Genomic DNA, 24,606 nt, shown 5'->3' on the forward strand with positions numbered 1-24,606 from the left:
GACGGTCGCGGCAACGCTCCGCTGTCCCTCTCCCCCGGCGCGGCGCGCCTGGCCGAGACGTCAGACCAACCACCGGCCGGCGCACATCCGCTCGCCGTCGAGCATCAAGCTCACCTCGCGCCAAGCCACGCCTCCCGGTCGAAGAACAGCGTCACCAGCTACTACGGCACCATCCGCCGAGGCACTGGCGACCCGGACATCTCTGTCGTGGGTGAGCGGATGCTCTGTGTCACTACGACGCTGAATGCGCGAGCGGGGGTCGGCGCTCATCGGCCGTGAGGCGGTGGGGGACGTTGCCACGGGGGTCGGTGACGATGGCCGCCAGGCGACTGCCACCGGCGTCGTGCGCGGGTACCTCCGCGGTGCGCCGTCTGTGCGGGTCATGGCCGCGATCTCCGGACGACTCAGCCGAACTCATGTCGGTGATACCGGGCGCTGCGATCGGCGGTTCCGAGACGATGGACGTGCCGAGCTGGTCGGCGGGGCCGATCGTGATCCAGCGCATCCCGCTGTGGATGGGCGTGCCGGGCTGGTCGGCAGGGCCGACCGTGATCCAGCGCATCCCGTCGTGCCCGACGTCGCTGCGGACCTCGAAGCCGAGGGTGTCGCGAGAGAAGGCCGGGGAGGCGTACGGGTCGTGCTGCGGGAGAAGGTCCAAGGAATGGCGACGTCCATGGCGGCCAGGCTAGTTGCGGCTCCCTGACCTGCGCTTCTCGAATCCTGATCGGCGTGGTCAGCTGTTTCGCCACGCACAACGCGATCCCCGGGGTCGCGCGCGCCGCCTGGCGCCGATAGCCGCTGGGCGCACGCCGACCAGCTCGGTGAAACGACTGCCGAAGGTGCCCGCGGCGTTCCTGCCGGTCGGCTGTCCGCCGCCAGAAGCGGCACTTTCACGGGGACGGAGCCCAGGCCGCACACGAGCCTCGGACACCGTCCAGCCAGGCACTACTGCAACCAGGGCGCCCCGCACGGCTGAGTGCGGGGCGCCGAGGCATGGGGTCAGGCCGGCGTGACGTTCTCCGCCTGCGGGCCCTTCGGGCCCTGGACGACGTCGAAGTTGACCGGCTGGTTCTCCTCCAGCGACCGGAAGCCGGCGGCGTTGATGGCCGAGTAGTGGACGAAGACGTCGGGGCCGCCGCCGTCCTGCTGGATGAAGCCGAAGCCCTTTTCGGCGTTGAACCACTTCACGATGCCGGTAGCCATAGTTTTCCCCTTGTCCAGGGTCGCGGGGCACTGGCTTGTCAGTACCCCTGGGTGAGGTGATCGCCCTGGCCCTCGGACACGCTGCACAGCACGACGCCCACGGCGCGAACCGCGGGCGTTGAGACTTCGGAACCACGACTACTACAGGGAAAGTTATCCGATCCGCAGTCAGCTCGCCACGCGCCGCACTCGCGGATTCATCCGAGGCTGACGTCATTGGCGTCTGTACGTGCCGCCCGCACCGGCTGCCGTGCCGGGGTGCGTGCACGGCGCAGCCGTGATCCTTTGCGGCCTTCATCATCAGCGCGCCCACCGCTCAGGCGGTGGATCGAGGCTCATACGTCGCGGGCGATGGCGATGAAGCGTTCGAGTTCGCCGGGGATGTCGGCGCCGGTGGGCTGGTAGACGATTTCGGTGATGCCGTCCCGGGCGTAGGCGCTGAGTGTCTCGCGGATGCGGTCGGGGGTTCCGGTGACGGTGGTGGAGGTGATCGCCTTCCAGCTGCCGGCGTTCCAGGCGGCGCTGTCCGCCGCACTGAGGCCGGTGAGGTGCTGGTCGTGAACGGCGAGGTGGCGTTCGGTGTGGTGGTGGGCGGTGATGGCGTCGAGCCAGGCTTGTCCACCGGGCAGAGTGGTGGGGTCGCCGCCGAATTCGTAGGCGGCGTGATAGGCCAGTGCGTTGCCGGGCCCGGCGGCCCCGCGGACGCGTGGGGAGTCGAGTGGTTCGCCCTCGCCCAGGCCAGTGCCGTGGATGCCCAGAGCGGCCCAGGTGAATTCGTGGGCGTGGGCGGTTTCACCGTTGACGGTGAAGAGGCCGTCGGCGATTTCACGGGTGATGGCGAGACCTTTGGGTCCGAGAGCGGACACCAGCACCGGAAGGTCGATGGGGCGCTGCGGTGCGTTCCCGTCGGGATGCATCATGCGCAGCGGGGCCCTGTCCCATTGCGCGGTGTCGCCGCGCAGCAGAGCCCGCACCGTACGGACGTACTTGCTGAGGTAGGACCAGGTGGCCGGGGCTGCGCCGAGGGCGCGCGTGCCGTTGAACCCGGTACCGAAGGCGAGGGCGACTCGGCCTGGTGCGAGGGCGGCGAGGGTGGCGGCGCCGGAGGCGTTGACCATCGGATGGCGCAGCGTCGGGACGAGGACCCCGGGGGCGAGGCCGATGCGGTGGGTGCGCTCGGCGGCCAGCGCGAGCATCGCCCAGACGTCGGGGCTTTGGGCGGGCGTGTCGTGGAGCCAGGCACGGTGGTAGCCCAACTGCTCAGCGACGGAGATGTGTTCGGGAGAATCCAGGGATGTGGCGAACTGACAGGACACGTCCATCGCTCAGACTCCTTGGGCAGGCGGAAATGCCCAGCTCCCAGGCGCATGCCTGGGACGGTGAGCTGGGCGGTTGATCAATCGGCACGGCGGCTCACCGGATGGTGAGCACCATTCGGAAGCGCGCGGGCTGGAGAACATCTATCGGTTCGCCTCGTCGGGCTGGTCCAGCGTCACGATCTCGAGCACCAGCGCCGCGGAGGGATGTTTCGCGGTCGCGGTACGCGGATGCGCCGTCGCAGTATCAGATTTGCGCTCTTCCGCCATCGACGAACAGCTCGATTCCCGTGCCGAAGCTGGAGTCGTCCGACGCCAGAAACAGCGCCGCCTTGGCAACTTCGTCGGGCTCCCCCATGCGGCCCATCGGAATGGTGGAGGCAATCTTCGCGATGGTGTCCCGGGGTTGCATCGCGGTAAGTGGCGTCTCGATGGGGCCGGGGCTGAGGACGTTGGACCGGATGGAGCGGTCCTTCAGCTCCACCGTCCATCCTCGAACGAAATTTCGGATGGCAGCCTTGCTCGCGCCGTAGACCGAGAACGCGGGGGTTCCCTTGACGCTGGCAACGGAGCCCGTGAGGACGATGGACGCGCCGTCATTCAAGAGAGGGAGGGCCTTCTGCACCGTGAAGAACACTCCCTTCACATTGATGTGGAAAATTTTGTCGAAATGCTCTTCCGTGGCATCACCCAGCGAAGCGAACTGGGCGCAGCACATCACCACGCGGCGATTCTGCGCCCAAGGAAATCGTCGAATTGCCGGCTGCCATGCCGGGCCGCGTCCATACGGCGCCGCTGGTCACCGGTCGGGCGGAAACTGGTCGCCGAACATCGGCAGGCCGCTGACGGACTCGGCGCGGGTCGCCTCGTCCTGCAACACGTCCCAGTGCTCGGCGAGTTTGCCGTTTTCCATACGCACCACGTCAGCCGCCACCGAGGCGGCGGGGCTGCCGGTGCCGGTGAAGCGGCCATAGAGCATGACGTGGTCACCTTCGGCGAGTACGAGCTGGTGCTCGTAGCGCAGAGTGCCGGGCAGGGAGCGGATCAGGTCGAACAGGCCCGCGCGCCCTGGTGCGATGTGCGCGCTGTGCTGGATGTACCGCTCGGACCAGAAGTCTTCGGCGGCGGCGTAGTCGCGCTGATTGAACAGCGTGTCGAACGCCGTCAGCACCAGCGCCTTGTTCTGTTCGGGCGTAGTCATGTCGACCTCCACTGAGTAACTGATGCGCCTCCATCGACCCCATCAAAATTTCGATCGATGTTGTCGCAATCCGGATCGGCTGACCCGCTACCGAGTGAGTATCGAAGTCAGCCGCAACTCCTCCCACGGCGCAATGCATGGCGCCTGCCCTATTGCTTCCCGGGGTGATCGAATTGAAGTCGTGAGAGGAGATGAATCGCCCGGTTTGGCAGACTCCAGCCTCAGACCTGCGCCATGCCGCCGTCGACGCTCAGGTCCATTCCGGCGCAGAAGCTGCTCTCGTCGGATGCGAGGAAGAGGGCGGCCGCGGCGACTTCCTCGGGGCGTCCCATGCGTCCGAGGGGGATGACCGAGGCGAAGGCCGCCCTGATCGCGTCGGCGCCTTCCTTGGACTCTGCTTGGCTGTCCATGATCGGGGTGTCGATCGGGCCGGGGCTGAGGGTGTTGACCCGGATGCCGCGGTCCTTGAGCTCCTTGGTCCACGTGCGGGCGTAGGAGCGCACGGCGGCTTTGGTGGCGCTGTAGGTGGTGTACTTCTCGATGCCGCTGTAGGCGGCGATCGATCCCACGAGGACGATCGATCCGCCATCGGTCATCTGAGGCAGCGCTCCTTGGGCCGTGAAGAGGGCGCCGCGGGCGTTGACGTCGAAGGTGAGATCGAAGCTCTCCTCGCTGATCTGGCCGAACTCCTGCGGGTCGACGAGACCGGAGTTGGCCACGACGACGTCGATCCTCCCCTTCTCCTTCGAGATGGTGTGGAAGAGACGGTCGAGGTCGGCGGAGACGGCGACGTCACCCTGGACGGCCGTGACATTCCTGCCGATCTCTTCTTTCGCCTTGTCCAGTTCGGGTTGGCGCCGCCCGGTGATGAACACGTAGGCACCTTCTTCCACGAACCTCTGCGCGATCGCGAATCCGATACCGCTGCTGCCGCCGGTGACGAGGGCGACCTTGCCGTCCAGCCTGTTCATGGCCGTGACCTTTCATAGTGTGGGGAGGCGGTGAGGCCGCCGTCGACGGCGACGGTCGCGCCGGTGACGTAACCGGCCTTCGGCGAGGCGAGGAATGCCACGACCTCGGCGATCTCGGCAGGCCCGGCCGCGCCCTTCATCGGGGTTGTCCCGACGGTCGCGTCGAACGGGTCGCGAGCCTCGAGCCGGGTGTGGACCGGGCCCGGAGCGACGGTGTTGAAGCGAACGCCACGGCCGCTGTACTCGGCAGTCCAGGCCTCAGTCAGGGATGCCAGCGCGGCCTTGGTCGCGCCGTAGGCGGCTGCGGTGGCCGGGCCGAGACCGTCGGCCACACTCCCGATGTTGATCACGCTGCCCGACCTCTTCGCGGCCAGCGCCGGGGTGAGCGCGGCCACGAGGAGGAACGCCGCGCGGACGTTGTTCGCGAACATCGCGTCGTACTCGGAGACCTTCGTCTCCTCGGTCGAAGTCCGGACGGCCTGCCCGGCGTTGTTCACCAGAACGTCGATCTCGCCGATCTCGGAGGCGAGCCGGTCGATGCCGGCCGGGTCCTCGAGGTCCGCCTCGACGAAGCGGGCGCGGCCGCCGACCGCGGTGATCACGTGGACAGACTCGGCGCCCCCGCGGGCGTCGCGGCCGGCCACGATGACGGACATTCCGTCGGCGGCCAGCCGCTCGGCGATCGTCCGAGCCATACCGGTCGTGGCCCCGGCGACCAGGGCGGTGAGGGGATGCAGGTCAAGGTTGTCTTCGCGCTCCACAGACATGGGATGCACCTTCCATCACGTCATCCAGACCGGTCTGTCTTGTCGCGTCTCCAGCTTAGACAGACCTGTCTGGATATGTCAACCGCGCGACCGACCAATTCGCGACCGACCAATTGAAGACAGACAGATCTGTCTGATATTATGCGGATATGGCCAAAGAGGTGCTCACACCACAGGAACGCAGCGCCGCAGCACGAGCGCGGCTGCTGGCGGCCGCCAACGAGCTGTTCTACGCCGAGGGCGTCCAGTCGGTCGGGATCGATCGGGTCATCGAGCACGCCGGCGTCGCCAAGGCAACGCTGTACAACGCGTTCGGAAGCAAGGACGGCCTGATCCGCGCCTACCTCCAGGCCCGGCACGCCGCAACGGCCGAGCGCATGGCGCGCGAGCTCGAAGCGCGTTACGACACCCCGAAAGAGCGCCTCGTCGGCGCGTTCGAGGTGCAGGGCCTGTCGTTCATCGAACCGGGGTTCCGTGGCTGCGCGTTCATCAGCGCGAGTGCCGACGCACCACCCGGCGGTGTCGTCGAACAGACGGCGCAGGACTACCGCGCCTGGCTGCATGAGCTGTTCTTCGACCTCGCCCAGCAGGCAGGCGCCAAAGATGCGAAGTCACTCGCCCAGCAACTGGTCCTGCTCTACGACGGCGCCGGGATCAGCGCCTGGATGGACCGCGACCCGAGCGCCGAGACAGCCGCCCGCAGCGTAGCCGCCGCCCTGGTCGAAGCCGCTGTCCCGGACTGACCGGCCTGCACCGGCCTTTCGGCCTGGTAGGCCCGCATGTTCTGGTGTCGCGGACTTGGCACTCGAGTGGCTTGTCGTGCCCGATGTCAGCGCCGGGCCCTGACCGAACCGCGCAATGTCACGGCTGGGCCTGACCGAGCCGCTCACTCTCGTCAGGGTCGGGCACGGACAGAAGATGCTCAGCGCCGCCTTCGAGCATCTGGGCTATCTCGGCCGAGCGCGGGAGCATCGACTTCTCGTAGCTGTGTACCGCGTCGGCGACGGTGGATGAGTGGACGAGGGCGAGCGCGAGTTCACTGGCGTCGAGCATGGCGAGATTGACGCCGACGCCGAGCGGTGGCATGAGGTGGGCGGCATCTCCCAGGAGTGTCACGCTGGGCGAGTGCTCCCATGTGTGCGGCACCGGCAGGGCGAAGAGCGGACGATCGACGTAGGGGCCGTCGTTGTCGGTGATCATCCGGAGTGTCTGCGGTGACCAGGCCGCGTACTCGCTCAGCAGATGCGCGCGGATGCCTTCGGTGTCCTCGGGGCGAAGCCCGTTCGCCGTGATCCAGTCCACCGGGACGCGCCGCATGATGTAGACGCGCGTGTGGTCGCCGCTGTTGCGCTGCGCGAAGAGGCCGCGCTCGCCGTCGGCGACGTGGGCGCTGCCCTTCCCGACCAGCTCGGAAAGCTCGGGGTGCGCGGTCTCCATGTCGTCGAACCATGCCTCGAGGAAGCTGACCCCGGTGTAGCGCGGTGTCGCGGGCGATACGGCAGCGCGGACGCGGGAGGAGGCGCCGTCCGCACCGATCACGAGATCCGCTTCGACGGCCGTCCCGTCGGTGAACGTCAGTGTTCGCGGCCCGTCGGCCGGTCCGCTCACTGATTCGAGAGTGCGTCCCCACTGAACCGTCCCGGCAGCCAGTGAGCGCAGCAGGAGATCGCGAAGCTGCCCGCGGTCGATCTCGGGGCTGACCGTTTCGCCCTCGTCCGGCAGATGGTGGGCGAGGACCCGCCCTGCGGGGTCCATACGGCGCATTTCCTGGCTCTCGAGCCTGGCGAGCGCGAAGAACTCCTCCAGGAGGCCCGCTTCACGGAGTGCGAGCTGGCCGTCTTCCTTGTGGAGGTCCAGTGAGCCGCCCTGGTTGCGGGAGTTCACATCTGGATCGCGGTCGTACACCGTCACCGGAATGCCGTGCTGCTGCAGGATGCGTGCGCACGTGAGGCCTCCCGGGCCGGCCCCGATGATGCTGATCCGCGCGTTTGCGGGCGTCGGAGAGTCCACGGTGGATTCCTTTCGTCGGTGGGGTCCCCGGTGACGCCACGGCGCGGCGACGACCGGTGCCGCGCCCTCACCGGGATGCGGCAACCCCTGCGGAGACCACCAAAGCAGAAACGAGTACATAACTGCAACCGTTACAGTTTCTGCCTCATTCCAGTTGTGGGGTAGGGTGACGCCATGCCCGACTCTCCGACCGTTGGCCGTCGCGAGCGCAAGAAGGCCGCGACGAGGCAGGCCATCGCCGACGCAGCCCTGGAGCTCTTCCTGGAGCACGGTTTCGAACAAGCGAGCGTCCGCGACATCGCCGACAGAGCCGACGTATCGACGACGACGCTCTTCGCGCACTTCCCGAGCAAGGAGGCACTGGTCTTCGACCGCGAGGAGGAAGTCGAGGCAGCGCTGACCGCCGCGGTCCGCGAACGGCCCGCGGGCCAAGGCGTGGTCGAGGCACTGCGCGCCCACGCGCTGACGTCCTGGGTGCCGATCGCGTCGGATCCACGTCTGCATCAGCTCACCGCGCTGGTGGACCAGACGCCGGCGCTCCGCGAGTACGCGGAGCGGATGTGGATGCGGCACGCGGGCACCCTCAGCGCCGTCATCGCGGAGGAACTCGGCCGAGATGCGGATGATCTCGCATGCTCAGCGCTCGCACGGTTCGTCCTGGAAATCCCGACCTTGGCCAAGGGCCGACCCGATCCACGCGCGACGGTGGAGACGGTGTTCGACCTACTGATCCACGGTTGGCAGTCACAGCACGATGCCGGGGATGCGGTCACAGGCTCTTAGCAAGAGCTGACACACCGAGATGGATCGACTCTGACGGTCGTGTCTTGAGCCGGTAGTCGGGCGTTCGGTCCGGTACGGGGGCAACGCCTTGGATCGCGCGCCGGGCCCTCGTCGCGCGCACCGACGACGGTTTCCCGGACACCGCCGGCTCACGCCTACGGGCCGGCGAACCGGCACGCCGGCCGGCGAACCGGCACGCCATCACAGGTTCAGATATCCATCGGTGGTAGCCCAGGCAACACCTTCTCGATGGTGATGGGGAAGTCGCGCACGCGTATCCCGGTGGCGTTGAACACCGCGTTCGCGACCGCAGCACCGGACCCGCAGATGCCCACCTCACCGATGCCCTTCGCGCCGAGGACGTTGGCCTTGTCGTCGTACCCCTCGAGGACGACGGCGTCGACGTCGGGGATGTCGGCGTGGACCGGAACCAGGTATTGCGCGAGATCCCGGTTGACGAAGGCTCCGGATCGCGGGTCGACGACGGCCTCTTCCTCGAGGGCCGCGCCGGCACCCCAGATCATGCCGCCGATCAGCTGCGAGCGGGCCGTCTTCGGATTGAGTACGCGGCCCACCGAGAACACCCCGAGCATCCGGCGCAGACGGATCTCGGCGGTGTCCGCGTCGACCCCCACTTCAGCGAAATGGGCGCCGTAGGTGTTGATCGAATAGGCCGCGTAGTTCGGCTCATCGCCCATGAAGCGGGTCTCGCCCGCTGCCTCCACACCTTCGGGAAGGTTGCGAGCGACGATCTCGCTCAGCGTCTCGGACGCGCCATTGATACGCACGTTGCCATCGGAGAAGACGGCGTCCGCCGGGTCCAGACCGTGCAGCGGGGAGCGCGTGTCGCCGCGCGCCGCGAGCAGCAGCTTCTCCCGCAGGGCCGCGCACGCCCGATGCACCGCGGTGCACGAGTTGGCGGCGCCCCACGAGCCACCGGACCCCCAGCTGGTGGGAAATTCGGAACGCCCGAGCTCGATCCGCACCCTATCGGGCGGCAGTCCGAGCCCGGCCGCCGCGACCTGGGTCAGGATGGTGTACGTACCCGTGCCGATGTCGGTCATGTCCGTCTGGACGACGGCGGTGCCGTCCGCCTCCAACCGCACCCGCACCGCGGTCGGGCCTTGGAAATGCCCGCGGATGGCGGCGGACATGCCGTAGCCGACCAGCCACCGTCCCTCGCGTGCACTCGCCGGAGTGGCGGGACGGTGCTCCCAACCGAAGCGGAGAGCGCCTTCACGCAGGCAGTCGACCAGGTGCCGGTCGCTGTACGGCACATCTCGCTCGGGATCCACGGTGGGCTCGTTGCGGATCCGCAACTCCACCGGGTCCATCCCCAGAGCATCGGCCAGCTCGTCCATCGCCGACTCGACCGCCAGCAGGCCCGGCGCCTCGCCCGGTGCGCGGACGTCCGCCCCTCGCGGTAGGTCCAGGGGCGTGAGCCGGTGGCTGGTCAAGCGGTGGGGTGCGGCATAGAGGCTGCGCGTCGTGGCGGCGGTCTGCTCGGCGAACTCCATGTCGGGGTTGGTGTGCATGGTGACGTCGTGGGCGATCGCAGCCAGCCGCCCGTCGCGCGCCGCGCCCAGCCGGACCCGCTGGCTCGATGTGGGGCGCATGCCGACGAGGTGGAAGATCTGCTGCCGGGTCAGTGCGACCTTGATCGGTTGGCGCAATGTGCGAGCGGCGAGCGCTGCCAGGATCGTTTCGCAATGGATGCCCAGCTTGGAGCCGAATCCCCCGCCGACGAAGGGCACGACGATGTGGATTCGCGCGGGGTCGATCCGGAGCGTGTTGGCGATCGAGGCCCGCGCCGCATCGACGATCTGGCAGCTGACGTGGACCACCAGGTCCTCGCCACGCGGCTCCACCAGACACGCGTTCGGTTCCATCGGCATGGAGAACTCGTACGGCGTGGTGTAGTGCTGGTCGACTCTGACCGCCGCGCCGGCGAACCCCGCGTCGAAATCGCCCACCGCGGTGTCGGTGGCCAAGCCGGCGTTGACCTCTTTCGGGATGTACGCCTCAGCTTCGTGCGCGGCGAAGTCGAAACGTCCCCGCTCGTCGGTGTATTCGACGTCGACGAGATCGGCCGCCGCTCGGGCCTGCTCGAAGCTCGCCGCGACGACGAGCGCGACCGGCTCGCCGTAGTGGTGAACGTCGGGGCTGGTCAGCACCGGCTGGGCACGCCAGTATTCGAACGGAATGGACTCGTCGCGGGGGCCTTGCACCGGGGCATTGAGATGGGTCATCACCAGGTGCACGCCGGGTGCGCGTTCGGCGCTCTCGGTGTCGATCCGGGTGATGCGGCCTTTGCCGATCGTCGCGCCGACGATGGAACCGTAGAGCGGTTGATCGGCCCCCCAATGTTCGTAGGCGTAGGTGGCGCGGCCGGTGACCTTCAACGGGCCGTCGACGCGGTTCAAGGACTGCCCGATCATCTCGCCTCCTCAGCTTGCCTGGGCCGCTTCTGCCAGCGTGCGGCACAGCGTGCGCCTGGCCAGCTCGATCTTGAAGTCGTTGTGCCCGTGCCCCACGGCGTCATGCAACGCCGCATCGGCGGCGACGCGGTACGTGGCCATCGTGGCGGGACGGCCGGTGAGCGCGGCCTCCGCCTCGACGGACCGCCACGGCTTGTGCGCCACACCGCCGAACGCCACCCGCGCCTCACTGATCGTCTCCTGGTCGGTCGAGACGACAGCCGCCACGGAGACCAGCGCGAACTCGTAGGACGCCCGGTCGCGCACCTTGCGGTAGAGCTGTCGGCCTGGCGGGGGCGGGGGCAGGATCACGCCCGTGATCATCTCGCCGGGCCGCAGCACGGTCTCGATGTGCGGCGTCTCGCCAGGCAGCCGGTAGAAGTCCGTGATGTCGACGCGGCGTACTGACTGATCGGCGTCGAGCAGGTCGATCCGCGCATCCAGCGCGGTCATCGCGACGGCCATGTCCGAGGGGTGGGTGGCGATACAGGAGTCGTTGGCGCCGAGGATGGCGTGTATCCGGTTGAACCCGCCGATCGCCGAGCATCCGGAGCCGGGATTCCGCTTGTTGCACCCCGCGGCCGTGTCGTAGAAGTAGGGGCAGCGAGTGCGCTGCAACAGGTTTCCACCGGTGGATGCCTTGTTACGCAACTGGCCCGAGGCGCCGGACACCAGAGCCTGAGACAGCAACGGATAGCGGGTGCGCACTCGGGCATCGGCGGCCACGTCGGAGTTCGCGGCCTGGGCACCGATGCGCAATCCGCCGTCGGGCAGCTCCTCGATGTCCCGCAACGGAAGCCGGCTGATGTCGACCAGATGACTGGGATGCTCGATGTCGAGCTTCATCAGGTCGAGCAGATTGGTGCCGCCGCTGATGAACTTCGCGCCGGGTCGGGACACCGCGGCCACGGCGGCCCGTACGTCCGTCGCGCGCTCGTAGGTGAAAGGCCTCATCCCGCGTCTCCTCCCGCGTCTCCTTCCGCCACGCTCCGGACAGCCGCGATGATGTTCGGATAGGCGGCGCACCGGCAGATGTTGCCGCTCATCCGCTCGCGGATCTCCTCATCGGTCAACGCGATCCGCGGCGAGGCCACGTCAGCCGTGGCGTGGCTGGGCCAACCTGCCTCCGCCTCGGCAAGCATGCCGACAGCCGAACAGATCTGGCCGGGAGTGCAGTAGCCGCATTGAAAGCCGTCACACTCGACGAAGGCGAGTTGCAGGGGGTTCAGGTCATCGGGCTCGCCCAGGCCTTCGATCGTCACCACCTCGTCGTCCTCGTGCATCACGGCGAGTGTCAGACAGGAGTTGACGCGCCGGCCGTTGATCAGCACCGTGCAGGCGCCGCACTGCCCGTGATCACACCCCTTCTTGGTCCCGCTCAGGCGCAGATGTTCGCGCAGCGCGTCGAGCAGCGAGGTCCGCGGATCCACCTCGAGCTGCCGCACCTGATCGTTGACGCTCAACCTGATCGCCGAGAGCTGGGTCATCTCGACCTGGGTCCGCCCCGGGGCGGACGAATCTGAATCGCTCATCACAGCCCGCCTTCCTCGCCGGGTGCGGGTACCACCCTGGATATGCGTCGAACCGCCGGGCACGCTCCCCCGCCCTCAGGGTCTCGCAAAGACATGACCATCGCACCGCGAGGGTTCCTTCGGGGCCCGAGCCGGCAGGCCGAGCACTACCGGTCCGTCGGGCGCTGCGCGGCTGCCGCAGTCGACCGGCCAGGCGGTCACCCGCCGGCCGGGAGCGCGGCACACGGTGGGGAGACCCTGCTGAGACTCGCCGCGGGCGACGAGAGGGCCGCCACCTGGAAAGTGCAGGTGGCGGCCCTCCGCCGTACTCCGTGGTAGCGCCTTCAGCGCACCACGATCACTATGAAGCCACCGTTGCCGAAGCCACCGTTGAAGCCGCTGCGGTAGAAGTCTCCTCGGTCACCCCGGCCGTAGCCGTAGTTGCAGTCGTTCCACCAGCCACCGTAACCACAATTGCGGTTGACGTTGAGGCTGAGGTTGGAATTCTGGGCCGGGACGGCTGCCGAGGCCGTACCTGCCGCGCCGATCGCGGCACCGCCGGCCAGGAGAACGCCGACGGCTGACACCGCGACGAGACGCCTCGCGCGTTGTGCATTCATGGACATACCTTCCTTCCACCCCCACGTGCGGTTTCCTGGGCACGAGACGGATGGCCGCAGCCGCAGGGCGAAAAATCCGGCGCGGTCGTAGGTGCTGCCGCCTGAGTACAAGAAGCGGGGTTGTCGGTTCCCTGGTGAACAGGGATTACGCCAAGGTGGGCACACCCCGCATCGCGGCTCTCACCTGTAAATGCTAGCCGCCCATCGACCGCACAGCATCCTGGACGAAATGAGGCACGGGGTCGCCTCGACCGACACGGTTCGGGTCCCTCAAAGACTGTCTGCTCCCCTTTTCCGTGCCCGCACGCTCTTTCCGTGCCCGCACGCTCACCAACTTCAGTCCCCGCACGTTCACCAAGTTGATCACGCACCTCGTCCAGTCCAGCGCGCCACGAGATCCCCGACCCCCGCATACCTATTTGATCATTCAATAGATCGCCGACAACGGGGCCGCCGGCCGGGCCGCTCCTCGGGTCGCAGGGCCCGGGCACCCAGAAGAGAATCGAGAAGCCTCGAAGATCAAGGCGAAAAGGTGGATGTCACCGTCGGCCGCCTGGAGACGACTCTGAAGCAGAAATCGACTTCCTCTTCCGCATAAATGCGAACGGTCCGTAATCCCGGCCAAACGCCTTTACGCCGTAGCCCCGCCCGGTCGTCCGACCCTCACCGAACCCGCAAATAGCACACGATCATGACCACCACCCCCGATGTCAGCAGCCTGGAAGGCAAGGCTGTCTTCGCAGGTGGCGCCTCACGCAACCTGGGCGCGCTCATCAGCCGCACTCTCGCCGACGCGGGCGCCCGTGTCGCCGTGCACTACAACAGCGAGTCGTCGGCCGCGAAGGCCCCGTCCGTCGTCGACGACATCACGGGCACCGGTGGCGAGGCGTTCTCGCTGCAGGCCGACCTGACACAGCCCGACCAGGTCGAGCGCACCTTCGACGAGGTCGTGAACCGCTTCGGCTCGCTCCACGCGAGCGTCAACACCGCCGGCATGGAGGCACCCGGCCAGGACGGGGCGCATGCGGGTGGAGCAGTACTCCCCACCGCGCGCAACCTAACCAGGCAAACGGCCGAAGACCGGGCGGGCCCACGCAGGCGGCTCGGGGGGCGGCCCCGGGCTCCGCACGCCTGTGCCGCCCAGGGAATCCAGGGGACTCGCCTCCCTGACGGCGCCGCGCGCGGCTGCACGCAAAGCCGCCACGAACTCCAGGCACGAGCTGTAACGGTCCTCGGGAACCTTCGCCAGCGCCTTCGCCAGAACAGCGTCCAACCCGGGCTCGATCCCGGGCCTTTTCTCACTCAGCGCAGGTGGCTGATCGTACTGGTGGGCCCACAGCAGCGCTATGTCCTCCTCCCGCTGGAAAGGCGGCCCACCCGCGAGCGTCTCGTAAACGACGCAAGCAAGGCTGTAGAGATCGCATCTGCCATCCACCGGTCGGCCCGAAATCTGCTCCGGAGCCACATAGTCCAGCGTGCCGACGAACTCCCCCACCGTAGTGAACCCGGTCAATGACAATGACTTCTTCGTGAGCCCGAAATCCGTGAGATAGACGTGCTCAGGGTGATCACTGTCAGTGCCCTGCGCCACCAGAATGTTGCCGGGCTTGACATCCCGGTGCACCAAATCATGCCCATGGGCCGCGTCAAGCGCCGAAGCAACCTGGGCAGCGATACGCAGCGCGGTCCCCACCGTCAACGGACCGTCCCGGTCCAGCAAAGCGCGTAGATCCAGTCCCGACACATAACGCATCGCGATATACAGGACACCGTCCGTCTCGCCTGCCTCAAAAATCGGCACGATATGAGGATGATCGATCGCAGCCGCCACACGCGACTCATACGTGAAACGCCGGCGGAACGTGTCATTGCGTGCCATCTCCGGGGCCAGCAGCTTCAGCGCCACCATCCGGTCCAGCCGCAGATCTCTCGCACAGTACACAACGGCCATTCCCCCACGTCCGATCTCCCGCTCCACCCGGTAGCCCGCGATCTGCGCACCGATCAGGCCCGAAGCCCGACCCGAGTACAGCCCCGTCCCACTCGACTCGGAACCCATCACACGCCACCCCCACCCCACCGCGCGATGCCCGCGAACGACCCGCCCACCACCAGCCGGGCCGCCGAGGCAACCGGCGCCTGCACGGCACCCGCATCCCCGCGATGCCGGTCCCGGCCCGCCACCCCACTCCCGGAACCGGCCTCCGAGACACGTCCGGGCGCAGCCAAGGCGACAAACCGCTCATACATACCTAAATAATATGCAGTCGTCCGCGCCACCGCCGTACCGGGCCCTGCCTGCTGCAGACCGCCGTGGAGCACCAGTGGACGCTGCGCGAGAGTGCCCCGTTCATGGCCCCCAGCGCGGCCGAGGTGAACGCGCGCATCGCCCAGGCCACCACGGTGGCCGAGACACGGCGCGCTCATCAGTCCCAGAGCTGGTACGCAACTTCCCGCTGCTGAATCTGCGCTGGCCTGCTGTCGGTGTAGACCAGCCGCAGCCGGGTGAAACGCTGCATCCCGGGATGCTTCCGCCAGGCCTCCGGGCGGTCGAGCCTCACGGTGACGGGGAAGGAGCGGAACTTGCCCGTGGCGCAGTCGGGCTGACAGTCATTCACCGCATCGATTCCGCTGCCGGTTGCGGACGCCGCTCCCCAACTCGACCAGTGCAGCGCGGTAAGGCGGTTGTTGCCATCCCCACAGGCAAGCAAGAAGTCCCCCGGCCGTACCTGCGCACCGGAGAAACAGTCGACAGCCACGACCTGAGCCGGTGAGGGCAACCCCGGTGAAGCGGATGCCGATACCCCCGCCACCGCGAGCGCCGCGGCGGTACACCCCATGACCACCGTCTTGACCCTGTGACTGCGCATACCGGCTCCCAGCTGTCTCTTGACGAGCCCACGCCCTAAGGTCCGCCCCTCACGGACACGCACCGATGGTGACAGCGCCCACCTCGGCACTCGCTCCACAATCGACGCTACGACCACCCCCACGGATCCACCACCCGAGCAGGCGTGAACCATCAGGCCGCCGCGCAGACACGACGGCGACGAGTGCGACCGAGTCCCGGGACTGCCGAAGGCCCCATTCCGACCCGAGCGGATGTGAGGCGGACCCACTTCACCCGACGGATCCCCGGCCTCGTAAGTCAACAGGCTTCCGACCACGACCACCGGGCAGCCCGCGTGCCTTTCCGCGACCACACTCAGCGGCGAGCTGCGAGAACTACCGCTGTTCGTCTCCCCATCAGAGATCATGCGCGGCTGCCGCCTCACCGGCGGCGGCGTCCGCCGTGCCGTGGCTGGCATCGCCCGCTCACGCCGCACACGCCGCACGCGCCGGGTCGCTGTGCCAGGTTGTGGTGCCGATGACGCCGGACCTGGCGAAGGCCCGCCCGGCGAGTGGAAGTCGGGTCCACACGCCGGCCGGGCCGGGTTGTCCGCGCCGCGCCGCTCAGTCTGCCGCGCGGTCCACGCCGACCGGGGCGCGCGCTGCCGGGAGACGATCGGACCGGTCGGCGGCACGAGCGGCGAGCAGCGCCGTCAGCGCCGCGAGGGTGGCGATCACCGCGGCCAGACCGGCCGTCATGGGCGGTGCGGCCCCGATCTCCAACGCCCGGGACAGGCCCGGGGAGTGGAGCCGGCCGTCCAGGAACTGCAGGGTGGCCAGCGTCGCGGGCGCCAGTACGGCCGCGCCGAGCAGCGCCACCGTGCCGCGCAGGAAGACCGCCGCCGCGAGCACGGCGCACAGTGCGAACGCCCCAACGGCCAAGCTGTACACGCCGAGCGACGCGCCGTTCCGGTGCTGCGGCCCGTATGCGACGCCACACCCGAGGAGCGCCGCAGCCGTGAGCCACCGCGACCAGCTCGGGAGCGTCGCGTTCCGCTCCGGGCTGAGTTCACGCCGAGCCCGGACCGGCGGCGCGGCACGCTCGTCGGGCGTGCTGTCGGTCCGACGGTCCGAACCCTCCGGCGTCGGGCCGGAATCCTCCAGTGGCGAGGATGCGGCGGAGCCGGGAGCCCGGACGGAGGGTTCCTCTCCTGGACCGTCTCCCCCCGCGCTCTCCTCGGTCAACCGGCCCATGAGCTGGACGAGTTCCTCGACGGGGCGCCGCGCGGCGGCTGTCCGGACGGCCTCCTGCGCGCAGTGCGACTCCACCGAGGACCGGTGCAACAGGACCATGAGCCGGGTGACGTCCTCGACCGGCCGCGACTCCGCCGCGGCACGGATCGCCTCGTCCGCGCTGTCAGGACTGCGAGGAGGCGCCGCCAGCAGGGCGACCAGCCGGCCGACATCCTCGACGGAGCGGTCCATGCCGGCTGCTCTGAGCGCGTCGACGGTGGTGCGGGCGTTGGCGGGAGACTGTTCCAGCAGCGTGATGAGTTGGATGACCTCTTCCAGTGGGCGGTCGACGACGGCTGCGTGCACCAGAGCATCGAGCGGGTCGTCGTGCCTTGGTTCGGACGGGGTCTCCTGGGCGCCCGGCGATATGTCGGCGTCCGGGCCGGGAGAAGAACGAGAGGTGCTCATCTTTGCTCCATAGACTGGATGCGGCCACGTGGGCGGCCCACGTTGCGGCCGCTCCCCGGTCCCCGATCCCGTTCGCGGCCCGATGCCCATTAGTAGAGCCTGGCGAGGCACCCCGCCACTCGGACGGGCCATCGGTGTGAGGCCGCAGTCGCCCGCTCAGGACCGGCCTGCCGGGGCCTTCGACATCCACGCTCACCTGCGACGGCAGCCACCGAGCAGTCTCCCGAACCGTGTCAAGGGCGGCAACGCGCACCGCATGTGCGGGAGGTCGGAAGGGGCCCGAGGCGCACCGGCGTCCTACCAGGGCCTGCCTACGGTGAGCCGCCCGGGCCGGGGAAGCCACGGCCCAGCAGGCGACAGCGTGCGCATCACGCATCGGCTCAAGGCTCGGCCGGGCAGAGCGGCAGTCACGACGTCGGCGACGTGTGTTTGAGTTCGATCTCGACGAAGGCCAGCCAGGTGCCGCCGGTGTTCACCACGTCGTGCTCGCCGCCGGCCGGGCGGGCGTACGACTGGCCGGCCCTCAGGTCCGACTCCGTCACCGATCCGTCGGGAGCGACCGCGCTGATGTGGCCATCGGTCACGGGTACGACCACGTAGTCGTGTCCGTGCACATGCTGGCCGGTGCGTGTACCGGGCTCGAAGTCCCAGCGGGTGACGCGGACCTGTGCGTCTTCGTGCTGCACGCTCGCGTGCGCGGTCGTCGTCATCGAACGCTCTCCCTGCCCTGTTCAGTCGCCGGGCCTGGCCCGGAACCCGAATGCTTGATCAACTCTGCATGCCAGTTGACCATACGCACCTTCGCGTCGACCGAGGCGAGCCGACCCGCTCCACACGGCACCACCCAGGGGCAGCAGCCTGCTGCGATTGCCCGGGCACCCGTACGCCCCTCACGCCGCCCGATTCGTACAGCGGACGCACCGCATCCCGCTGCTTCAGCAACTCCCGTTGTGCCGAGAAGTTTCAGCAGCAGTGGGTCTTGGTCGTGCCGGTGACGGCTTCGAGCCGGCAGAAGCAGGACGCCTCGATCGGTACGTCGGCCAGGGCGAGCGCGATCTTCAGTTGCTGGCCCACGATCTGTGCCTCCCCCACCTTGCCCAGCCGGACCAGACACTCGTGGAGCCCGTGCAGGGCCCAGACGTTGCCAGGGTGTTGTACGGCGCGGGGCAAGGTGTCGTCGAGCCCCAGGTCGGCCCGGTAGACGGCTTCGGCCTCCGTGACGCGCCCCTGTTCGAGAAGCAGGGCTCCGTATGCGTGTCGGGTGGGCTGCATCCATCCCCACGGTTCGTCGTAGGGAAGGTCGTCGTCCAGGGCGATCGACCGCTCCAGCGCGGCGAAGGCGGCGTCGTAGCGGCCCTTGCGGTAGTCCAGTTCTCCGTCGAGCATCGCGGACGCGATCGCGAGGATGTCGGCGCAGGTGTTGTTGAACAGCATCCGTGTCTCCGGGACCCGGGAGACCGCCTCCCGGAACCGTTCGCGCTCGGCCTCTGCCTCGGAGATCCGGCCGGTGGCCGAGAAGGCGACACCGCGGGCGTAGTGGAGCATCGCGGTCGTCACGCAGTACAGCCGCGGGTCGGCCGGCATCGGCAGGTGCAGGATGTCGGACCAAAGGCCGAAGCGGATGAGCACATGGACCCGCATGGCGAGGAAGCCCTCCAGCCAGTCCGCCATGGGCGGACTCTGCACCCGCAACAGCGCTTCGGGGATGGAGGCTTCGAGTTGTGCGGCGGTCTCCAGCGCGGTCTTCGACTGGCCGAGGAACATCGCGCCGTAGATCTTGAAGTGGTAGTTGTGCGACCGGTAGAGGGTGTAGAAGTTCATGGCGCCCGCTCGCGCGTGGAACTTCTCGTCGGCGGCGATCGCCTTGCTGTTGTCGGACACGACGCGCCGGTAGTCGCCGCAGAGCACATCCAGATGCGTGGGCATGTGCTGGAGATGGCCCGCGTCGGGCACCAGATCGCGCAGCCGGTCCGCGACCGGCAGCGCGGTCTCGGGCGTGGGCGACATCTCCATCAGGTGGATGTACATGTGCAGGAGCCCGGGATGGTCCGCCCCCGGCTCGCCGGCGATCGCCCGCTCCAGGACCGTCCTGGCCTCCAGCGTGCGTGCGCCCTCAGCAGGTTCGCCGGTCCTCAGGTCCCACAGTTGCCATGGGGTGAGGTTCATCAGCGCGTCGGCGTAGAGCGTGGCGACATCGGCATCGTCGGGGGCGAGTTCGTACACGGCGCGCATGCTCTCGGCGTACGGCTCGTTCCACACCGAGCAGTCCTCGACGGCTTCCGCCTGGGGGTAGCGGGTCCGCAGCGCACGGATCAGAGCCTGTTCGACGGGAGTGGCTCCGGCCGCCTTTTCCTGGGCGCGCTCCACGGCGGCGTGCGTGCGGTCGACGGTTCGGGCCAGGTCCTCGCCGTCGAAGAACTCCCAGGGCTTGTTGTAGTTCGGGCCGAGAGCGTAGGCGATGCCCCAGTAGGCCATGGCGCAATCGGGATCCGCCGCGGCGGCCGCCTCGAAACAGGAGACGGCTTCCTCGTGGTGGAAGGCGTAGGACCAGATCAGCCCACGGTCGAACCATGTCTGGGCCGACGGGGAGGATGTCGTCACGGGGCGGCGGTGAGTGCCGAGGTCGTAGTAGTCCATCCGTCGCTCCTGAAGGTACGGCCGATCCCCTGAAGGTACGACGGAGCGGGTGCCGCGAGCGAGCCGGTCGTCGCGGCCGGACGAGCAGCCGGCCGGACACTCCCACAGTGCGTGCCGCGTCCCGCGTCCGGCACGCGCCGTCCCGTGGCCGGGGTCCGAACCGGGCTCCGTGGGTATCTGCCGTCGAGGCCGGCACCGATCTCGGTCGTACGAGAAGAACGGCGCGCCCCTCGGGACCGTGCGCCCGTCCGGACCGTGCGACGGTCCGGACGGGCGCGCGGGGCATCCCCAGGTCAGGGCGTGATCCGCCACTGCTGGATGTAGCCCACGTCGATCGAGGCGAGGTCCCTGACGCGCAGTTTCCAGGTTCCGTCGACGGGCTGTGCGGAGGCGTCCACGACGAAGGTCTGGTCGACGTTGTCCGCCGATCCCCCACTGCGGTTCAGCAGGGAGTAGACGGTGCCGTCGGGACCGACCAGGTCGACCGTCAGGTCACCTCGGTAGGTGTGGACGATGTTGACGTAGACCTCCGTACCGGCCGAGGCGTTGCCCGTCCGCCCCGTGATGGTGATGGGCGATTCGACCGCGGCCCCGGCGTCGGGGATGTCGACGCGGGTGCTGTTGGCGTAGACGTACGCCACCCGCCACTGGAAGGTGACCGATTCGGCCGCCCCCGTACTGTCGGTCACCTTGACGGTCGCGTCGCTGCTGCCCGTCGTGGTCGGGACGCCGGTTATCAGCCCGGTGTCGCTGATGGTCAGGCCCTCCGGCAGGCCGGTCGCCTCGTAGGTCAGGGGCGCGTCGGCGTTGGTGGTGTAGGCGTCGACCTGGAGGGAGACGTCCTGGCCGACTCCGGAGGTCTGGTCGGCGATCGGGGCGACGTTGACGCCCAGTGCGATGCGGTTGCCGACGTTGATGCCCGCCCAGGCGTCCGCGACGGCCAGGTAGGTACCGCTGTAGGCCCCGAAGAGATCGGCCGCGGCCTGGAGGGTGGCGGCCCTGGCGCCCGCGTAGTTGGTCGTCGACGTCATGTACGTCGTCAGCGCCCGGTACCAGACGCGGGCGGCGTTCTCGATGCCGATGCCGGTCACGGGCCGGCCGTCGTACGTGGGGCTGTCGTAGGACACCCCGTTGACCGTCTTCGCCCCGCTGCCTTCGGAGAGCAGGTAGAAGAAGTGGTTCGCCGGGCCCGAGGAGTAGTGGACGTCGATGCTGCCGAGCGAGGAGTCCCAGTAGTCGCGGGAGACCCCGTCCCTGGAGGGCTTGTCCATGTACCGCAACGGCGTGCCGTTCCCGCGGATGTCGATCTTCTCGCCGACGAGGTAGTCGGGGACGTCGGCGGCGAGATCGGCGTGGAACTCCACGGCGGCGGCGAAGATGTCGGACGTCGCTTCGTTGAGGCCGCCGGACTCTCCCGAGTAGGCCAGACCCGCGGTGGCGCTGGTGACGCCGTGGGTCATCTCATGGGCCGCGACGTCGAGCGCCGTCAGCGGCTTGGCGTTGCCCGAGCCGTCGCCATAGGTCATGCAGAAGCAGGTGTCGGACCAGAAGGCGTTGACGTAGTTGTTGCCGTAGTGGGCCCGGCTGTAGGCGGCCACGCCGTCGTTGCGGATGCCGTTGCGGCCGAAGACGTCCTTGTAGTAGTCCCACGTCGCCGCGGCACCGTAGGCGACGTCCACCCCGGCGGTCTGCCGGTCGCTCTGGGTTCCGTCGCCCCAGACATCGTTGTCATCGGTGAAGAGCGTTCCGGTGCCGGAGGTCCCCTGGTTCAGGTCGTACGTGCGATGGCCCGCACAGTCGCCGTCGACGAGCTCGTACGTCGAGCCGGACAGGGTGGTGCCGAGAGGTACCGTCCCGCTGAACTGGCCCGTGCCCGTTCCGGTCTGCACGTCCTCGTACTTCATGGCGAGCTTGCCGGACGTCGCGTCGGTGATGACGTGCAATTCGCTCGGGGTGCCGTCCTGTTGGACCCCCTCGACGACGGACTCCCACGCCAGGACGGGTTTGGATCCCGCGGCCCACACGACGAGCCGCGGGGCCCCGTCGATCTCGGACCGCTTGATGTCCGCCTTCTTGCCGACCGAGAGCGCCTTGGCGGCGGCGTCCGCCGCGGGGACCTTCGGCTTGGCGCTCGCCACCGTGACCGCGGCGTGTGCGGCCTCGGACACGGTGCTCCTGCCGTTCCGCAGGTGCACGACCAGGTCGCCACCGAGTACCGGCAGCCCTGAGTAGGTGCGCTCATAGCGGGTGTGGGTCGTACCGTCGGCGTCCTGGGCGACGTCCTTGACGACGAGCTTCTCCCGCGAGCCGAGTCCGCGCCGCTTCGCGGTGTCACCGGCCGCCGCACCGGCGCTCTTGAGGAGAGCGGAACGCTTGGCAGGTGAGAGCGCGACCGGTGCTGCGCCGGCGCGAGGCTTGGCGACTGTCTTCGCGGATGCGGAATCTGCGAGTGCCGGATCCGCGGATGCCGGTGCTGCGGATGCGGCGCCTGGCGGGACAGCGAGGGCGAACAACGTACCCACGGTCGTGAGGGCCAGACCAGCGGCGCGTCTGCGTCGGTGGGAGGAGCGATGCGGCCGGGTCAAGTTCTTCTCCTTCTGCGACTACTGAGACGAATGCGACTACTGCGACTACTGCGAGAGCTGCGACCGTCGGCCCGTGATCGAGGCCAGGGGCGGGCGGACCGACGATGTGGCCGGTCGAAGCGAGTTGGGCGGAAAGGGGCGCCGCAACGAGGTGGCAGGCAAAGGCGGCCAGGGGCTCGGCGACGCGTGAGGGTGTGGGGATGCGCCGATGCGAAAGGGCACCGGTGCGGGAATGGGAGGCGTGGGGGATGTGAACGAAGCGTGAGCGTTCGGGACAGCAGAGTGACATCCCACCCATGGGATTGTCATGGATACACCAAGACAACGGCTTGAATTGACCATTGCCTGCTGCGAGTTCGTCGCACCCGACAGATCTTTTCGGCCTCCGCGTCGCGGCCACACATGACCGCGGACACACAGCGGGGAGGCTTCCCGGCAGCTCGACGGTCAAGTACGTCTACGCGACGGGTAACTGACAACCAGTCAGCCACTCAGCAGGTGACCCCGGCGACCAGGAACATCGGGAGGGCCGAACCGCCCTGCCACACCCGAGGGCCGAAATTCAACAAAGGCCGCCCATGACGGCCTGTGCGTCGCCGACGACGTACGGGCTTTCGTCCGTGGAGGGTGCCGCGGAGCGAGAACCCGAGGCCACTGCCGACGTCCCCCGAGAACCGGTAGGCGCCGCAGCAGAGGATCGCCGACGGCCGCCGAGAGCGGCAGCACCTGGGGCAGCGCATCGAGCAGGGGCCTCGATCACTACATCGGCCATGAACCGGGCACATCACGGACGATTCTAGAGAGGTGAACCAGGTCGCCCTGCAAGGGATGATCCCGCTCCCCGCAGGAGCCCATCCGGCAACTGTTGTCTTGACAACAGTTGTCTAGGCATCCATGATGGACGTGTGACAGCCACACCAAGCGGCCTGCGCGACCATCTCGGCTACTGGCTCCGGCGACTCTCCGACGAGGTCCATGGGCGCTTCGAGAAGGAGCTCGCCCGCCACGACGTGACCGTCTCCCAGTGGGCGGTGCTGGTCACCGTCCACCGGGGTGACGCCACGACCACCAGGGAGGTGGCCCGGTATGTCGCCATCGACGCCGGTGCCGTCTCGCGCCTGGTCGACCGTCTGGCAGCCAAGGGACTGATGACGCGCGAACCGGATCCTGCCTCGCGCCGCAGCCTGCGCCTGGCCCTGACCCCGGCCGGGCGGGACCTGGTCCCGGAACTGGCCGCGATCGCCGACCGCAACGACTCCCACTTCTTCGACTCCCTCACCCCCCACCAGCGCGACCAGCTGGAGGGATGGATACGCCGCCTCGTGGGCGAGGCGCCGGGCGACGCCCCGGGAACGAGCACCTGAAAGGCCCCGTCATGAGCACCACCCCGACCACTGCCCGCTCTGTCACCAAGACGGTCAGCATCGACCGGCCCGTCGCCGACGTCTTCGCCTTCCTCGCCGACGCGGCCAACTGGAGCCGCTGGGCGGTCGTCAACATCCAGACCATCGAGCCCACCGACGAGCCCGACTGGTGGCTGATGACCACCCCGCACGGCCCAGCCAGACTCCGCATCCGCGGCCAGGCCGAATTCGGCATCCTCGATCATGACTACGTCGAGGACATGGCCTCCTGGCAGGTCCCCGCCCGCGTCGTGCCCAACGGCACCGGCAGCGAGTTCATGATCACCTTCTTCCAGCCGCCCGCGTTCACCGACGCGTTCTTCGACGCACAGACCGCCCTGGTCGACACCGAACTCGCCACCCTGAAGCAGGTGCTGGAAGCCAGAGCGTGAACCTGCGTCGCACGCGGACCGGACCGGACCGGGACGGGAAGGGAAGGGAAGGGAAGGGAAGGGAAGGGAAGGGAGAAGGGAAGTCACGCCGTCGGCTGCGGCGGGGGGGCAACCCCCCCCCCCCCCCCCGTTGGCGGTGCACAGGGGCGGGTGGTCAAGGGGGGGCCACGCGGGGGCGCGGCTGGGAGGTGTGGCGGGCG

At 68.5% G+C, this 24,606-nt stretch carries 22 protein-coding genes and 1 pseudogene; 5 read left to right on the top strand and 18 right to left on the bottom strand.

What is annotated here, in order from left to right:
* Positions 1–232 precede the first annotated feature (232 nt).
* The 7 genes from ACFVXA_RS38970 to ACFVXA_RS39000 form a co-directional block, all read right to left on the bottom strand.
* On the bottom strand, positions 233–658 hold the full coding sequence (locus tag ACFVXA_RS38970; RefSeq protein WP_383736985.1) for a hypothetical protein: 426 nt from the start codon (positions 656–658) through the stop codon (positions 233–235).
* 341 nt (positions 659–999) lie between these two features.
* Positions 1,000–1,203, bottom strand: a complete 204-nt coding sequence (locus ACFVXA_RS38975) for a cold-shock protein (protein ID WP_362022668.1) — start codon at positions 1,201–1,203, stop codon at positions 1,000–1,002.
* Positions 1,204–1,538: 335 nt separating this feature from the next.
* A complete protein-coding gene (locus ACFVXA_RS38980; protein WP_390028602.1) occupies positions 1,539–2,525 on the bottom strand; it encodes an LLM class flavin-dependent oxidoreductase in 987 nt (328 codons plus the stop codon).
* Positions 2,526–2,766: 241 nt separating this feature from the next.
* Positions 2,767–3,237: an SDR family oxidoreductase gene (locus ACFVXA_RS38985; RefSeq protein ID WP_390028612.1), complete on the bottom strand. Its 471-nt coding sequence runs from the start codon at positions 3,235–3,237 to the stop codon at positions 2,767–2,769.
* A gap of 81 nt (positions 3,238–3,318) precedes the next feature.
* A complete protein-coding gene (locus tag ACFVXA_RS38990; RefSeq protein ID WP_362022662.1) occupies positions 3,319–3,720 on the bottom strand; it encodes a nuclear transport factor 2 family protein in 402 nt (133 codons plus the stop codon).
* 221 nt (positions 3,721–3,941) lie between these two features.
* Positions 3,942–4,691, bottom strand: a complete 750-nt coding sequence (locus ACFVXA_RS38995) for an SDR family NAD(P)-dependent oxidoreductase (protein ID WP_390028603.1) — start codon at positions 4,689–4,691, stop codon at positions 3,942–3,944.
* Entirely contained in the window at positions 4,688–5,458 is a 771-nt protein-coding gene (locus ACFVXA_RS39000; protein WP_390028604.1) for an SDR family NAD(P)-dependent oxidoreductase, read from the bottom strand. The genes ACFVXA_RS38995 and ACFVXA_RS39000 overlap by 4 nt, the downstream gene beginning before the upstream one ends.
* A gap of 149 nt (positions 5,459–5,607) precedes the next feature.
* On the opposite strand from ACFVXA_RS39000, the gene ACFVXA_RS39005 reads away from it, so the two are divergent.
* Positions 5,608–6,201: a TetR/AcrR family transcriptional regulator gene (locus ACFVXA_RS39005; RefSeq protein WP_362022652.1), complete on the top strand. Its 594-nt coding sequence runs from the start codon at positions 5,608–5,610 to the stop codon at positions 6,199–6,201.
* Between the two features lie 118 nt (positions 6,202–6,319).
* Here the strand turns inward: ACFVXA_RS39005 and ACFVXA_RS39010 are convergent, their stop codons facing one another.
* The gene (locus ACFVXA_RS39010; RefSeq protein WP_390028605.1) at positions 6,320–7,468 is read right to left on the bottom strand and encodes an FAD-dependent oxidoreductase; all 1,149 of its coding nucleotides are present in this window, start codon (positions 7,466–7,468) and stop codon (positions 6,320–6,322) included.
* 174 nt (positions 7,469–7,642) lie between these two features.
* Here ACFVXA_RS39010 and ACFVXA_RS39015 point away from each other — a divergent pair, with 174 nt between their 5' ends.
* Positions 7,643–8,251 (top strand): TetR/AcrR family transcriptional regulator, encoded by a 609-nt coding sequence (locus ACFVXA_RS39015; protein WP_362022646.1) that lies wholly within the window; start codon positions 7,643–7,645, stop codon positions 8,249–8,251.
* Positions 8,252–8,460: 209 nt separating this feature from the next.
* On the opposite strand, the gene ACFVXA_RS39020 is transcribed toward ACFVXA_RS39015, so the two are convergent.
* The 4 genes from ACFVXA_RS39020 to ACFVXA_RS39035 all read right to left on the bottom strand — a co-directional run bounded on the left by ACFVXA_RS39020 (position 8,461) and on the right by ACFVXA_RS39035 (position 12,859).
* The gene (locus ACFVXA_RS39020) at positions 8,461–10,689 is read right to left on the bottom strand and encodes a molybdopterin cofactor-binding domain-containing protein (RefSeq protein WP_390028606.1); all 2,229 of its coding nucleotides are present in this window, start codon (positions 10,687–10,689) and stop codon (positions 8,461–8,463) included.
* A gap of 9 nt (positions 10,690–10,698) precedes the next feature.
* Positions 10,699–11,682 (bottom strand): FAD binding domain-containing protein, encoded by a 984-nt coding sequence (locus ACFVXA_RS39025; protein ID WP_390028607.1) that lies wholly within the window; start codon positions 11,680–11,682, stop codon positions 10,699–10,701.
* Positions 11,679–12,215: a 2Fe-2S iron-sulfur cluster-binding protein gene (locus ACFVXA_RS39030; RefSeq protein WP_390028608.1), complete on the bottom strand. Its 537-nt coding sequence runs from the start codon at positions 12,213–12,215 to the stop codon at positions 11,679–11,681. The genes ACFVXA_RS39025 and ACFVXA_RS39030 overlap by 4 nt, the downstream gene beginning before the upstream one ends.
* A gap of 368 nt (positions 12,216–12,583) precedes the next feature.
* A complete protein-coding gene (locus tag ACFVXA_RS39035) occupies positions 12,584–12,859 on the bottom strand; it encodes a hypothetical protein (RefSeq protein ID WP_362022636.1) in 276 nt (91 codons plus the stop codon).
* Between the two features lie 691 nt (positions 12,860–13,550).
* Here ACFVXA_RS39035 and ACFVXA_RS39040 point away from each other — a divergent pair.
* Positions 13,551–13,808: pseudogene (locus ACFVXA_RS39040) on the top strand (SDR family NAD(P)-dependent oxidoreductase); the annotation flags it as partial.
* Positions 13,809–13,916: 108 nt separating this feature from the next.
* Here ACFVXA_RS39040 and ACFVXA_RS39045 read toward each other — a convergent pair.
* From ACFVXA_RS39045 to ACFVXA_RS39070, 6 genes are all read right to left on the bottom strand, one after another.
* Entirely contained in the window at positions 13,917–14,918 is a 1,002-nt protein-coding gene (locus tag ACFVXA_RS39045; RefSeq protein ID WP_362022633.1) for a serine/threonine-protein kinase, read from the bottom strand.
* 367 nt (positions 14,919–15,285) lie between these two features.
* Positions 15,286–15,729 (bottom strand): hypothetical protein, encoded by a 444-nt coding sequence (locus ACFVXA_RS39050; protein ID WP_362022630.1) that lies wholly within the window; start codon positions 15,727–15,729, stop codon positions 15,286–15,288.
* Positions 15,730–16,312: 583 nt separating this feature from the next.
* Complete coding sequence (locus ACFVXA_RS39055; RefSeq protein ID WP_390028609.1) at positions 16,313–17,389, bottom strand: hypothetical protein; 1,077 nt, start codon at positions 17,387–17,389, stop codon at positions 16,313–16,315.
* Between the two features lie 407 nt (positions 17,390–17,796).
* Entirely contained in the window at positions 17,797–18,099 is a 303-nt protein-coding gene (locus ACFVXA_RS39060) for a cupin domain-containing protein (RefSeq protein WP_362022626.1), read from the bottom strand.
* 253 nt (positions 18,100–18,352) lie between these two features.
* Positions 18,353–20,026 carry a tetratricopeptide repeat protein gene (locus ACFVXA_RS39065; RefSeq protein ID WP_383737011.1) on the bottom strand — a complete coding sequence of 558 codons (1,674 nt, stop codon included), beginning with the start codon at positions 20,024–20,026 and terminating at the stop codon, positions 18,353–18,355.
* 293 nt (positions 20,027–20,319) lie between these two features.
* Positions 20,320–22,611, bottom strand: a complete 2,292-nt coding sequence (locus ACFVXA_RS39070; RefSeq protein ID WP_390028610.1) for a M4 family metallopeptidase — start codon at positions 22,609–22,611, stop codon at positions 20,320–20,322.
* A gap of 905 nt (positions 22,612–23,516) precedes the next feature.
* Between ACFVXA_RS39070 and ACFVXA_RS39075 the strand changes: the two genes are divergently transcribed.
* Together ACFVXA_RS39075 and ACFVXA_RS39080 are read left to right on the top strand one after the other, a co-directional pair.
* Complete coding sequence (locus tag ACFVXA_RS39075) at positions 23,517–23,975, top strand: MarR family winged helix-turn-helix transcriptional regulator (protein WP_383737015.1); 459 nt, start codon at positions 23,517–23,519, stop codon at positions 23,973–23,975.
* An 11-nt stretch (positions 23,976–23,986) separates the two neighbouring features.
* Positions 23,987–24,406 (top strand): SRPBCC family protein, encoded by a 420-nt coding sequence (locus ACFVXA_RS39080; protein ID WP_390028611.1) that lies wholly within the window; start codon positions 23,987–23,989, stop codon positions 24,404–24,406.
* Positions 24,407–24,606: the final 200 nt, after the last annotated feature.

Origin of the sequence: Streptomyces sp. NPDC058246, from assembly GCF_042881985.1 — a bacterium.
Classification (GTDB): Bacteria; Actinomycetota; Actinomycetes; order Streptomycetales; family Streptomycetaceae; genus Streptomyces.

What these genes read in the sequence shown, in the direction of transcription:
- ACFVXA_RS39080 (WP_390028611.1), top strand. Translation starts at nt 23,987, where the DNA reads ATGAGCACCACCCCGACCACTGCCCGCTCTGTCACCAAGACGGTCAGC.
- ACFVXA_RS38995 (WP_390028603.1), bottom strand. Translation starts at nt 4,691, where the DNA reads ATGAACAGGCTGGACGGCAAGGTCGCCCTCGTCACCGGCGGCAGCAGC.
- ACFVXA_RS38990 (WP_362022662.1), bottom strand. Translation starts at nt 3,720, where the DNA reads ATGACTACGCCCGAACAGAACAAGGCGCTGGTGCTGACGGCGTTCGAC.
- ACFVXA_RS39005 (WP_362022652.1), top strand. Translation starts at nt 5,608, where the DNA reads ATGGCCAAAGAGGTGCTCACACCACAGGAACGCAGCGCCGCAGCACGA.
- ACFVXA_RS38975 (WP_362022668.1), bottom strand. Translation starts at nt 1,203, where the DNA reads ATGGCTACCGGCATCGTGAAGTGGTTCAACGCCGAAAAGGGCTTCGGC.
- ACFVXA_RS39015 (WP_362022646.1), top strand. Translation starts at nt 7,643, where the DNA reads ATGCCCGACTCTCCGACCGTTGGCCGTCGCGAGCGCAAGAAGGCCGCG.
- ACFVXA_RS39065 (WP_383737011.1), bottom strand. Translation starts at nt 20,026, where the DNA reads ATGGACTACTACGACCTCGGCACTCACCGCCGCCCCGTGACGACATCC.
- ACFVXA_RS39050 (WP_362022630.1), bottom strand. Translation starts at nt 15,729, where the DNA reads ATGCGCAGTCACAGGGTCAAGACGGTGGTCATGGGGTGTACCGCCGCG.
- ACFVXA_RS39035 (WP_362022636.1), bottom strand. Translation starts at nt 12,859, where the DNA reads ATGAATGCACAACGCGCGAGGCGTCTCGTCGCGGTGTCAGCCGTCGGC.
- ACFVXA_RS39060 (WP_362022626.1), bottom strand. Translation starts at nt 18,099, where the DNA reads ATGACGACGACCGCGCACGCGAGCGTGCAGCACGAAGACGCACAGGTC.
- ACFVXA_RS39045 (WP_362022633.1), bottom strand. Translation starts at nt 14,918, where the DNA reads ATGGGTTCCGAGTCGAGTGGGACGGGGCTGTACTCGGGTCGGGCTTCG.
- ACFVXA_RS39020 (WP_390028606.1), bottom strand. Translation starts at nt 10,689, where the DNA reads ATGATCGGGCAGTCCTTGAACCGCGTCGACGGCCCGTTGAAGGTCACC.
- ACFVXA_RS39000 (WP_390028604.1), bottom strand. Translation starts at nt 5,458, where the DNA reads ATGTCTGTGGAGCGCGAAGACAACCTTGACCTGCATCCCCTCACCGCC.
- ACFVXA_RS39025 (WP_390028607.1), bottom strand. Translation starts at nt 11,682, where the DNA reads ATGAGGCCTTTCACCTACGAGCGCGCGACGGACGTACGGGCCGCCGTG.
- ACFVXA_RS38980 (WP_390028602.1), bottom strand. Translation starts at nt 2,525, where the DNA reads ATGGACGTGTCCTGTCAGTTCGCCACATCCCTGGATTCTCCCGAACAC.
- ACFVXA_RS39055 (WP_390028609.1), bottom strand. Translation starts at nt 17,389, where the DNA reads ATGAGCACCTCTCGTTCTTCTCCCGGCCCGGACGCCGACATATCGCCG.
- ACFVXA_RS38985 (WP_390028612.1), bottom strand. Translation starts at nt 3,237, where the DNA reads ATGTGCTGCGCCCAGTTCGCTTCGCTGGGTGATGCCACGGAAGAGCAT.
- ACFVXA_RS39030 (WP_390028608.1), bottom strand. Translation starts at nt 12,215, where the DNA reads ATGACCCAGCTCTCGGCGATCAGGTTGAGCGTCAACGATCAGGTGCGG.